Annotated in this window: 9 protein-coding genes and 2 tRNA genes; 10 read left to right on the top strand and 1 reads right to left on the bottom strand. The window is 41.5% G+C overall.

What is annotated here, in order from left to right; all coding sequences use genetic code 11:
* Entirely contained in the window at positions 1–957 is a 957-nt protein-coding gene (locus ACLNCW_RS01265) for an ABC transporter permease (RefSeq protein WP_020902936.1), read from the top strand.
* A gap of 37 nt (positions 958–994) precedes the next feature.
* Here the strand turns inward: ACLNCW_RS01265 and plsY are convergent, their stop codons facing one another.
* Positions 995–1,636 carry a glycerol-3-phosphate 1-O-acyltransferase PlsY gene (gene plsY / locus ACLNCW_RS01260; RefSeq protein ID WP_020902935.1) on the bottom strand — a complete coding sequence of 214 codons (642 nt, stop codon included), beginning with the start codon at positions 1,634–1,636 and terminating at the stop codon, positions 995–997.
* Between the two features lie 135 nt (positions 1,637–1,771).
* Here plsY and parE point away from each other — a divergent pair, with 135 nt between their 5' ends.
* The 9 genes from parE to rpsA all read left to right on the top strand — a co-directional run bounded on the left by parE (position 1,772) and on the right by rpsA (position 12,289).
* Entirely contained in the window at positions 1,772–3,715 is a 1,944-nt protein-coding gene (gene parE, locus ACLNCW_RS01255; RefSeq protein ID WP_020902934.1) for a DNA topoisomerase IV subunit B, read from the top strand.
* Positions 3,716–3,742: 27 nt separating this feature from the next.
* A complete protein-coding gene (locus tag ACLNCW_RS01250) occupies positions 3,743–4,561 on the top strand; it encodes an aminoglycoside 6-adenylyltransferase (protein WP_261145672.1) in 819 nt (272 codons plus the stop codon).
* A 205-nt stretch (positions 4,562–4,766) separates the two neighbouring features.
* Positions 4,767–7,238 (top strand): DNA topoisomerase IV subunit A, encoded by a 2,472-nt coding sequence (gene parC / locus ACLNCW_RS01245; protein ID WP_424845224.1) that lies wholly within the window; start codon positions 4,767–4,769, stop codon positions 7,236–7,238.
* A gap of 134 nt (positions 7,239–7,372) precedes the next feature.
* Positions 7,373–8,395 carry a branched-chain amino acid aminotransferase gene (locus ACLNCW_RS01240; RefSeq protein WP_000218997.1) on the top strand — a complete coding sequence of 341 codons (1,023 nt, stop codon included), beginning with the start codon at positions 7,373–7,375 and terminating at the stop codon, positions 8,393–8,395.
* 22 nt (positions 8,396–8,417) lie between these two features.
* On the top strand, positions 8,418–10,385 hold the full coding sequence (locus ACLNCW_RS01235; RefSeq protein WP_084863199.1) for a peptide ABC transporter substrate-binding protein: 1,968 nt from the start codon (positions 8,418–8,420) through the stop codon (positions 10,383–10,385).
* A 98-nt stretch (positions 10,386–10,483) separates the two neighbouring features.
* Positions 10,484–10,714, top strand: coding sequence for a DUF2969 domain-containing protein (locus tag ACLNCW_RS01230; protein ID WP_000037113.1), 231 nt, complete (start codon positions 10,484–10,486; stop codon positions 10,712–10,714).
* Between the two features lie 49 nt (positions 10,715–10,763).
* A tRNA-Tyr gene (locus ACLNCW_RS01225) sits at positions 10,764–10,844 on the top strand.
* A 9-nt stretch (positions 10,845–10,853) separates the two neighbouring features.
* Positions 10,854–10,925 (top strand) — tRNA-Gln (locus ACLNCW_RS01220).
* 161 nt (positions 10,926–11,086) lie between these two features.
* Complete coding sequence (gene rpsA / locus ACLNCW_RS01215) at positions 11,087–12,289, top strand: 30S ribosomal protein S1 (protein ID WP_001001630.1); 1,203 nt, start codon at positions 11,087–11,089, stop codon at positions 12,287–12,289.
* The last annotated feature ends 34 nt before the right edge of the window (positions 12,290–12,323 follow it).

The following is a 12,323-nucleotide window of genomic DNA, read 5'->3' as shown; positions in this document are numbered from 1 at the left end:
ATGTCTATTACAACCTTGCTCACCCTCTTGGTGTCTTCTATGCTGATTTACTCAGCACCTCTCATCTTTACAAGTATTGGTGGTGTTTTCTCTGAACGTGGTGGTGTGGTAAACGTCGGTCTTGAAGGAATTATGGTTATGGGTGCCTTTTCTGGAGTTGTCTTTAACCTTGAATTTGCAGAACAATTTGGAGCAGCAACTCCTTGGTTATCCTTGCTAGTTGCAGGATTGGTTGGTGGTGTCTTCTCTATCATACACGCAGCAGCAACGGTTCATTTCCGTGCAGACCATGTTGTTAGCGGTACGGTATTGAACTTGATGGCGCCTGCTTTGGCTGTTTTCTTAGTGAAAGTTCTTTATAACAAAGGACAAACCGACAACCTAAGTCAGACTTTTGGACGCTTTGATTTCCCAGTCTTGGCGAATATCCCAGTTATCGGTGATATCTTCTTCAAGTCAACTAGTCTACTTGGTTATCTGGCCATTGCCTTCTCTTTCCTTGCTTGGTTTATCCTCTTCAAGACTCGATTTGGTCTTCGTCTCCGCTCTGTCGGTGAACATCCTCAAGCAGCAGATACTTTGGGAATCAATGTCTACAAAATGAGATATTTAGGGGTTATTATTTCAGGTTTCCTAGGTGGAATTGGCGGAGCGATTTATGCTCAATCCATCTCAGTTAACTTCTCAGTGACAACTATTGTTGGACCTGGATTTATCGCTCTTGCTGCGATGATTTTCGGAAAATGGAATCCAATCGGAGCCATGCTTTCTAGTTTATTCTTTGGGCTTTCACAAAGTTTGGCTGTTATCGGTTCTCAATTGCCGTTCCTACAAGGAGTGCCTGCGGTTTATCTTCAAATCGCACCTTATGTTTTGACAATTCTTGTCTTGGCAGCCTTCTTTGGAAAAGCAGTCGCACCAAAAGCAGATGGTATCAACTATATCAAATCAAAATAAGCATACAAAAAACGTCAGTTCAGAATGAACTGGCGTTTTATTTTTTAGGATGTTGATTGGTTAGGTTCAATCCCCAAGGGACTAAATTTTCAGTCTTGTTTTTGATACGAGCGACATTATCCTTATGACGAATGATAATCAAACTAGCAAGTGCTAGGATAATAGCAATGAAGAGAGGGTCATAGTGACTCAAGATAAAACCAAAAAGTGGAAAGAGTAAAACTCCAATGACAGCCGCGATAGATGCTGTGACACTAGATAGTGAAATCATACTACCAAGATAGAGGGTTCCAAAGAAAACAACTGCAAGGTAGAGACAGAAGACAGGTGCAAATCCGAAAACGACTCCAGCACTGGTTGCGACAGCCTTACCTCCCTTAAATCCTGCAAAGATAGGGAAGGTATGACCAATAACAGCCAAAAGTCCAAAGATGAGAGGCGAAACGCCTTGAAGATGAAAAATAATTGGAAGAAGCGTTGCTAGAGTTCCTTTGAAAAAGTCAATCACAAAGGTCGTCATACCAGCTTTCTTACCTAAAATGCGGAAAGTATTGGTTGTTCCAGTATTTCCAGAACCGTGTTCACGCAGATTTGTCTGAAAGAATACTTGTCCAATCCAGAGACCAGACGGAATCGAACCCAGCAGATAAGCTAGGATTAATAAAACTATTGTAATCATTCTCCTATTATATCATGAAATGGAGAAGAAAGGCAGAGAATCTCTTCTGAAATTGTCACACCGGAGAAAGAAAAATTTTGCAAAATCCTTGGAAAACCTGTAGAATAGTAAAGATGAACGAATAGGAGGTTCCTTGTGTCAAAAAAGGAAATCAATATTAACAATTATAATGATGATGCCATTCAGGTGCTAGAAGGGTTGGATGCGGTCCGAAAACGTCCAGGGATGTATATCGGATCGACCGATGGCGCTGGGCTCCACCACCTAGTCTGGGAAATCGTCGATAATGCTGTCGATGAAGCCTTGTCTGGATTTGGTGACCGTATTGATGTGACCATTAATAAAGACGGCAGTTTAACGGTTCAAGACCACGGACGTGGGATGCCGACTGGAATGCACGCGATGGGAATCCCAACAGTTGAGGTTATCTTTACCATTCTTCACGCCGGAGGGAAATTCGGTCAAGGTGGTTATAAGACATCAGGTGGTCTGCACGGGGTGGGTTCTTCCGTAGTTAACGCCCTTTCTAGCTGGCTAGAAGTTGAAATCACTCGTGACGGTGCAATCTACAAGCAACGTTTTGAAAATGGTGGCAAACCTGTCACGACTCTGAAGAAAATCGGTACAGCGCCCAAGTCTAAAACAGGTACCAAGGTTACGTTTATGCCTGATGCGACGATCTTTTCTACGATAGACTTCAAGTACAATACCATCTCAGAGCGTCTTAATGAATCAGCCTTTCTCTTGAAAAATGTGACCTTGTCCTTGACGGATAAGCGAACAGATGAGTCTGTTGAGTTTCACTATGAAAATGGGGTACAAGACTTTGTTTCTTATCTGAATGAAGACAAGGAAACCTTGACACCAGTTCTTTACTTTGAAGGTGAAGACAATGGTTTCCAAGTGGAAGTAGCTCTTCAGTATAATGACGGATTTTCAGATAACATTCTATCCTTTGTTAATAACGTTCGTACCAAGGATGGGGGAACGCATGAAACAGGACTCAAGTCTGCCATTACCAAGGTTATGAATGACTATGCGCGTAAGACAGGTCTTCTCAAGGAAAAAGATAAAAACCTTGAAGGTTCCGACTATCGTGAGGGATTAGCAGCCGTTCTTTCTATCCTTGTTCCTGAAGAACATTTGCAGTTTGAAGGCCAGACCAAGGACAAACTTGGAAGCCCACTAGCTCGTCCGGTTGTAGATGGAATTGTGGCTGATAAGTTGACTTTCTTCCTCATGGAAAATGGGGAACTAGCCTCTAATCTTATTCGCAAGGCTATCAAGGCGCGTGATGCCCGTGAAGCAGCACGTAAAGCGCGTGATGAAAGCCGAAATGGTAAGAAAAATAAGAAAGATAAGGGCTTGTTGTCGGGTAAATTAACGCCAGCCCAGTCTAAGAATCCTGCTAAGAATGAACTCTATCTAGTTGAGGGGGACTCTGCCGGCGGTTCTGCCAAGCAAGGTCGTGACCGCAAGTTCCAGGCTATCTTGCCTCTACGTGGTAAAGTTATCAATACAGCCAAGGCTAAGATGGCAGATATCCTCAAAAACGAAGAAATCAACACCATGATTTATACCATCGGTGCAGGTGTTGGAGCAGACTTCTCTATTGAAGATGCCAACTATGACAAAATCATTATCATGACCGATGCGGATACAGACGGTGCCCATATTCAAACACTTCTCTTAACCTTTTTCTACCGTTATATGCGTCCGCTAGTTGAGGCGGGACATGTCTATATTGCCCTTCCGCCTCTTTACAAGATGTCCAAAGGAAAAGGCAAGAAAGAAGAAGTGGCCTACGCTTGGACAGACGGAGAACTTGAAGAACTCCGCAAGCAGCTCGGTAAAGGCGCTACCCTCCAACGCTATAAAGGGCTTGGTGAGATGAATGCGGACCAGCTCTGGGAAACAACCATGAATCCAGAAACCCGTACCCTTATCCGTGTCACCATTGAAGATCTGGCTCGCGCCGAACGTCGCGTCAATGTCCTTATGGGAGACAAGGTCGAACCACGACGTAAGTGGATTGAAGATAATGTCAAGTTTACGCTGGAAGAAGCGACAGTATTTTAAGTTAGTTTTTAATGAATGGGTATAAACATGAGAACTGAAACAGAAATGCTCGATGTGATTTTACAAACAGCCAAAACCTTACAAGTCACGGCTGTCGCCATGTCTGGTTCACGGACTGATACAAAAGCCTCAAAAGATGAATTTCAAGACTATGACGTAGTCTATGTTGTAGAGAATCTGGACGAGCTGATTACAGATTTATCTTGGTTGGACCAGTTTGGCAAACGCATTATCGAGCAAGAAGTTGGTCTTGGTCAACGTCGTCTATACCTCATGCTCTTTGAAGATGGAAATCGAATTGATCTAACCCTCTGTCCAAAACAACAAATTCAAGAGTGGGTGGATAGTGAGGCCGGATTTACTGTTTTAGAAGATCCAGAGCATTTATTTGAACCCTATTCACCAAATATAGAGCGTTACTGGACGAATCCAGCTAGTCAGACAGATTTTGAAAAAGCCTGCAATGAGTTCTGGTGGGTGTCGGCCTACGTTGTCAAAGGGATTTGTCGGAATCAGCTCATCTACGCGACCGATCATCTCTATGGCATTTGTCAACAAGAACTCCTGAAAATCTTGGCTTGGCAGGTAGCAAGTGCTAGGGGAAGAGTCGAAATCGGCAAGAACTGCAAGTATCTCTTTAACCATTTGCCAGTTGAAAAAGAGAAGGAGCTATCTAATCTTCTTGATTTTTCCAGTTTAGACAAAATCACTCAGTCTCTATTTGATACGATGCAACTTTTCCACCAAGAGGCACGATACCTTGCTAACAAGATGGGCTTTAACTACGATAAAGAAGTAGCTGAGAAGATGATTGAGTATGCTGAGGAGAGACTTCTAAATCGCTGACTAATTAAAAAGATTAAACTACAGAAAGGATAGTTTGGTTATTTATAGTAACTGAACACCTTTTCTATAAAAAACTACCCTACATTCTTTGAAAGGAGTTGAACACGCCCTAAATGCTGGGTGAAAAAGATAAATTCTCTTGTGAGCTTGCTTACTTCAATAATTTTCTATTTTCACTTGGTATTTTACGGGCTCTGTATCCTATATGAGTAACATTCAAAACATGTCCCTTGAGGACATCATGGGAGAGCGCTTTGGTCGCTACTCCAAGTACATTATTCAAGACCGGGCTTTGCCAGATATTCGTGATGGCTTGAAGCCGGTTCAGCGCCGCATTCTTTATTCGATGAATAAGGATGGCAATACCTTTGATAAGAGTTACCGCAAGTCGGCCAAGTCTGTCGGGAATATCATGGGGAATTTCCACCCACACGGTGATTCTTCTATCTATGATGCTATGGTTCGTATGTCACAGGACTGGAAGAATCGTGAGATTCTAGTCGAAATGCACGGTAATAACGGTTCTATGGACGGTGATCCGCCTGCGGCTATGCGTTATACGGAGGCTCGTTTGTCTGAGATTGCTGGTTACCTTCTTCAGGATATCGAGAAGAAGACCGTTCCTTTTGCGTGGAACTTTGACGATACGGAGAAAGAGCCGACAGTCTTGCCAGCAGCCTTTCCAAATCTCTTGGTGAATGGTTCTACTGGTATTTCGGCTGGATATGCCACAGATATTCCTCCCCATAATTTGGCCGAAGTTATCGATGCGACAGTTTACATGATTGATCATCCAACTGCCAAGGTGGATAAGTTGATGGAATTCTTGCCTGGCCCAGACTTCCCTACAGGAGCTATCATCCAAGGGCGTGACGAAATCAAGAAGGCTTATGAAACTGGGAAAGGGCGCGTGGTTGTTCGCTCTAAGACAGAGATTGAAAAGCTAAAAGGTGGTAAGGAACAAATCGTTATCACTGAGATTCCTTATGAAATCAATAAGGCCAATCTTGTCAAGAAAATAGATGATGTTCGTGTCAATAACAAAGTAGCGGGGATTGCTGAGGTTCGTGATGAGTCTGACCGTGACGGTCTTCGTATCGCTATTGAACTTAAGAAAGACGCAAATACGGAGCTCGTTCTCAACTATCTCTTTAAATATACTGACCTGCAAATCAACTACAACTTTAACATGGTGGCGATTGACAATTTCACACCTCGTCAGGTCGGTATTGTCCCAATCTTGTCTAGCTATATTGCCCACCGTCGTGAAGTGATTTTGGCGCGTTCACGCTTTGATAAGGAAAAGGCTGAAAAACGTCTCCATATCGTCGAAGGTTTGATTCGTGTGATTTCAATCTTGGACGAAGTCATTGCGCTTATCCGTGCTTCTGAGAATAAGGCGGATGCCAAGGAAAATCTCAAAGTTAGCTATGATTTTACAGAGGAGCAGGCTGAGGCCATCGTTACCTTGCAATTGTATCGTTTGACCAATACCGATGTGGTTGTCTTACAGGAAGAAGAAGCAGAACTTCGTGAAAAGATTGCCATGCTGGCGGCTATTATCGGGGATGAGCGGACTATGTACAATCTCATGAAGAAAGAACTTCGTGAGGTTAAGAAGAAGTTTGCGACTCCGCGTTTGAGTTCTCTAGAAGACACTGCGAAAGCAATTGAGATTGATACAGCCAGTCTTATCGCCGAGGAAGATACCTACGTCAGCGTGACCAAGGCAGGTTATATCAAGCGTACCAGCCCACGTTCCTTTGCGGCTTCAACGCTGGAAGAAATTGGCAAACGTGATGACGACCGTTTGATTTTTGTTCAATCTGCCAAGACAACCCAGCATCTCTTGATGTTCACGACGCTTGGAAATGTCATTTATCGACCAATCCATGAATTGGCAGACATTCGTTGGAAGGATATCGGTGAGCATCTGAGCCAAACCATTACAAACTTTGAAACTAACGAAGAAATCCTTTATGTGGAAGTAGTGGATCAGTTTGATGATGCGACAACCTACTTTGCTGCGACTCGTCTCGGTCAAATCAAGCGTGTAGAGCGAAAAGAATTCACCCCATGGCGGACCTACAAGTCTAAGTCTGTCAAGTATGCTAAGCTCAAAGATGATACAGACCAGATTGTAGCAGTAGCTCCAATCAAACTAGATGATGTTCTCTTGATCAGCCAAAATGGTTATGCCCTTCGTTTCAATATCGAAGAGGTACCAGTTGTCGGTGCTAAGGCTGCAGGTGTCAAGGCTATGAACCTGAAAGAAGATGATACCCTCCAATCGGCCTTTATCTGTAACACTTCATCCTTCTACCTCTTGACTCAGCGTGGAAGTTTGAAACGTGTTTCTATTGACGAAATTCCAGCAACTAGCCGTGCCAAACGAGGACTACAAGTCTTGCGTGAGTTGAAAAACAAACCGCATCGTGTCTTCTTAGCAGGATCAGTTGCAGAGCAAGGATTTGTTGGTGATCTCTTCAGTACAGAAGTGGAAGAGAACGACCAAACGCTGCTTGTCCAATCGAACAAAGGAACAATCTATGAAAGTCGACTACAAGACTTGAATCTGTCAGAACGCACAAGTAATGGTAGCTTCATCTCTGACACGATTTCGGATGAAGAAGTTTTTGACGCTTATCTTAAAGAAGTATTTACTGAAGCTAAATAAGTGAAATGAAGAATCAGTTCTAAGAGCTGGTTCTTTTTATTGAAGAAATTTTCTGAAAATTACAAAATATACTTGCTATTTTAGAAAAATAGTGTAGAATAAAAGAAATAGGTTTTTAGAATAAGGAGTGGAATATGACAGTAACGATTGATTGGGAAAATCTCGGTTTTTCCTATATGAAATTACCTTATCGCTATATTGCTCATTTTAAAAATGGACAATGGGATCAAGGAGAGCTTACAGAGGATGCAAACTTGCATATTTCAGAGTCTTCTCCAAGTCTTCACTATGGTCAACAAGCATTTGAAGGTTTGAAAGCTTATCGTACTAAGGATGGTAGTGTTCAACTGTTCCGTCCTGATGAAAATGCTAAACGCCTGCAACGGACATGTGACCGTCTCTTGATGCCACAAGTTCCAACAGAAATGTTTGTAGACGCTTGTAAGGCAGTTGTTCGTGCGAATGAAGAATATGTACCTCCATATGGAACAGGTGGAACCTTATATCTTCGCCCTCTTTTGATTGGTGTCGGAGATATTATTGGGGTTAAACCGGCAGAAGAGTACATTTTCACCATCTTTGCTATGCCAGTTGGAAATTACTTTAAGGGTGGATTGGTTCCAACCAACTTCTTGATTCAGGATGAATACGACCGTGCGGCTCCAAATGGTACAGGTGCGGCTAAGGTTGGTGGAAACTATGCTGCAAGTCTCTTGCCAGGGAAATTGGCCAAGTCACGTCATTTCTCAGATGTTATCTATCTAGACCCATCAACTCATACAAAGATTGAAGAAGTCGGCTCAGCTAACTTCTTTGGAATTACAGCTGATAATGAATTTGTAACACCATTGAGTCCTTCTATCTTGCCATCTATTACCAAGTATTCTTTGCTTTATTTGGCAGAACATCGCTTGGGCTTAACTCCTATTGAGGGGGATGTCCCAATTGATAACCTTGACCGTTTTGTAGAGGCAGGTGCCTGTGGTACAGCAGCAGTTATTTCTCCAATTGGTGGAATTCAGCACGGTGATGATTTCCATGTGTTCTATAGCGAAACAGAAGTAGGTCCTGTGACTCGTAAATTATATGATGAATTGACAGGAATTCAGTTTGGCGATATTGAAGCGCCAGAAGGTTGGATTGTAAAAGTAGATTAAAATAAACTAAAGGAGATTTTTTATGAAATCGAAAAAGTGGCTCTTAACAGCAGGAGTGGTCCTGAGCACAACAGCTCTTTTAGTAGCTTGTGGAAAAGCTGATAAAGAAGCAGATGCACCGACAACATTTTCATATGTCTATGCAGTAGATCCAGCATCTTTGGACTATAGTATAGCGACTCGTACATCTACAACAGATGTCATCGGGAACGTGGTTGATGGTTTGATGGAAAATGACCAATACGGAAATGTTATTCCTTCCTTGGCTGAAGATTGGTCTGTGTCAAAAGATGGTTTGACTTATACCTACAAACTTCGTAAAGGAGTTAAATGGTACACTTCTGAAGGTGAAGAATATGCAGAGGTAACAGCCCATGACTTTGTGACAGGACTAAAACACGTAGCTGACGGCAAGTCAGATGGTGTCTCTCTCATCCAAAATTCAATCAAGGGCTTGGATGCCTACATGACTGGTGAGACCAATGATTTCTCTACAGTTGGTGTCAAGGCCTTGGACGATTACACAGTTGAATATACCCTAAACAAACCAGAAAGCTTCTGGAATTCTAAAGTCACCACAGCAACGATGTTGCCTGTAAATGAAGAATTTTTGAAGGCATCAGGTAAAGATTATGGAGCAGTTACTCCAGCAGGAATTCTCTACAATGGTCCTTATATCTTGAAGACCTTGACTTCTAAATCGTTAATCGAATACGAGAAAAATCCAAACTACTGGGATAAAGAAAAGGTAAAAATTGAAAAGGTCAAATTGACCTACTACGATGGTTCAGATCAGGAATCGTTGATTCGTAGCTTCTCTTCAGGTGCCTATACGACAGCCCGTCTCTTCCCAAGTAGCTCAAACTTTGCTTCTACTTTGGAACAATACGGAGATAAAATCACTTATAGCCCACAGGACTCAAGTAGTTATTACTTCACCTTTAACGTAAATCGTCAATCATATAATAAAACTGCGAAAACAAGTGAAGAGCAAAAGACTTCTACTAAAGAAGCTATGCTTAATAAGGACTTCCGTCAGGCTATCAACTTTGCCTTCAACCGCCATTCTTATGCTGCCCAGCTAAATGGTGAAGACGGTGCGGACAAGATTATTCGTAACAGCCTCGTTCCTGACAACTTTGTACAAGCAGGTGGTAAAAACTTTGGTCAAATCGCTCAAGCAGAGTTGGTGAACTATGGTGACCAATGGAAAGGTGTTGAGCTAGTTGACGGTAAGGATTCTATCTACAACCCTGACAAGGCTAAAGCAGCCTTTGAAAAAGCTAAGAAAGACCTAGAATCTAAAGGGGTAACTTTCCCAATTCACTTGGATGTCCCAGTTGAACAAACAGATACCATCGCCGTTCAACAAAGTAACTCTTTCAAACAGTCTATCGAATCGACTCTTGGTGCTGAAAATGTTGTCATCGATGTTCTTCAAATGACAGATAATGAAAAGGAAACAATCACTTCTCAAGCGCGTGTTCCTTCTCAAAAAGACTATGATTTGAACAGTACAGGATGGGCTCCAAGTTATCAAGATCCAGCATCTTACTTGAATATTATGGATCCTAAATCAGGTTCTGCTATGAAGCACCTAGGTATTACTAAAGGGAAAGATAAGGATGTTGTAGCGAAACTTGGTTTGGACCAGTATAAGAAATTATTGGATGATGCGGATTCAGAAACTACGAATCTTGAAGAACGCTATGAAAAATATGCCAAGGCTCAAGCTTGGTTGACAGATAGTTCATTATTGATGCCAACAGCCTCATCTGGTGGTTCTCCAGTTGTAAGTAATGTAGTACCATTCTCAAAACCATACTCACAAGTTGGTATTAAGGGTGACCCATATATCTTTAAAGGAATGAAATTACAAAAAGATATCGTTACGACAAAAGAATATGAAGAAGCACTGAAAAAATGGCAAAAAGAAAAATTGGAATCAAATGGTAAGTACCAAAAAGAACTAGAAAAACACATTAAATAAAGCAGAAAACTCTATATCAGACATGGAATGATATAGAGTTTTTTCTTGCTAGTTTTAGGATTTTCTTGTAAAATAGAAAAAGTGAAGAGAGGTATGAAATGAGTAAGAAAGATAAAAAAATCGAAATTCAAGTAGCAGATGCTAAAGTTAATGTTGGTAAAGACAGTTTTGAAGGTTATACATTGACTATCGGTAAAAAAGTTATCGGAGAAATTGCCGAATTAGACGGACAATTTGCCATCATAAAGAATGGGAATGTCGATAGTTTTTATAAAAAATTGGAAAAAGCTGTGGAAATTTTGATTGAAAATTATAATTTAGCAAAATAAGTCTTGTTTTTTTGAAATTTTCATGATATAATAGTCCATGTTGATTGTAGGAGAGATAGCGAAGAGGCTAAACGCGGCGGACTGTAAATCCGCTCCTTCGGGTTCGGGGGTTCGAATCCCTCTCTCTCCATTTCGTCAATGGGGTATAGCCAAGCGGTAAGGCAAGGGACTTTGACTCCCTCATGCGTTGGTTCGAATCCAGCTACCCCAGTTCTTAGGTAATAATCAAGATAAAAAGCAAAATATCTTAGGGTATTTTATTTTTATAATTGAAAGACGTGAACGATATGAACATGTCCTTGCGGGTGCTTAGGAAAAAAATTATAAGTATGTCAAGTTTAAGAAAAACTTGATTGTTGGAGGATTTTTTAGATGAACGAATTTGAAGATTTGCTAAATAGCGTTAGCCAAGTTGAGACTGGTGATGTTGTTAGTGCTGAAGTATTGACAGTTGATGCGACTCAAGCTAACGTTGCAATCTCTGGAACTGGTGTTGAAGGTGTCTTGACTCTTCGCGAATTGACAAACGATCGCGATGCAGATATCAATGACTTTGTTAAAGTAGGAGAAGTATTGGATGTTCTTGTACTTCGTCAAGTAGTTGGTAAAGATACTGATACAGTTACATACCTTGTATCTAAAAAACGCCTTGAAGCTCGCAAAGCATGGGACAAACTTGTTGGTCGCGAAGAAGAAGTTGTTACTGTTAAAGGAACTCGTGCCGTTAAAGGTGGACTTTCAGTAGAATTTGAAGGTGTTCGTGGATTTATCCCAGCTTCAATGTTGGATACTCGTTTCGTACGTAACACTGAGCGTTTTGTAGGTCAAGAATTTGATGCTAAAATCAAAGAAGTTGACGCTAAAGAAAACCGCTTCATCCTTTCACGTCGTGAAGTTGTTGAAGCAGCTACAGCAGCAGCTCGCGCTGAAGTATTTGGTAAATTGGCTGTTGGTGATGTAGTAACTGGTAAAGTTGCACGTATCACAAGTTTTGGTGCTTTCATCGACCTTGGTGGTGTTGACGGATTGGTTCACTTGACTGAATTGTCACACGAACGTAACGTATCACCAAAATCAGTTGTAACTGTTGGTGAAGAAATTGAAGTTAAAATCCTTGATCTTAACGAAGAAGAAGGACGTGTCTCACTTTCACTTAAAGCAACAACACCTGGACCATGGGATGGCGTTGAGCAAAAATTGGCTAAAGGTGATGTAGTAGAAGGAACAGTTAAACGTTTGACTGACTTCGGTGCATTTGTTGAAGTATTGCCAGGTATCGATGGACTTGTTCACGTATCACAAATTTCACACAAACGTATTGAAAATCCAAAAGAAGCTCTTAAAGTAGGTCAAGAAGTTAAAGTTAAAGTTCTTGAAGTTAACGCAGATGCAGAGCGCGTATCACTTTCTATCAAAGCTCTTGAAGAGCGTCCAGCTCAAGAAGAAGGACAAAAAGAAGAAAAACGTGCTGCTCGTCCACGTCGTCCAAAACGTCAAGAAAAACGTGATTTCGAACTTCCAGAAACACAAACAGGATTCTCAATGGCTGACTTGTTCGGTGATATCGAACTTTAATCAAATTGAAAATTCACAAAATCCTTTGTTTACT

Origin of the sequence: Streptococcus sp. CL6.22 (genome assembly GCF_049738055.1) — a bacterium.
Classification (GTDB): Bacteria; Bacillota; Bacilli; order Lactobacillales; family Streptococcaceae; genus Streptococcus; species Streptococcus mitis_DJ.
The sequence above is the reverse complement of the archived record's forward strand: the minus strand, read 5'-3'. Positions and strand labels throughout refer to the sequence as shown.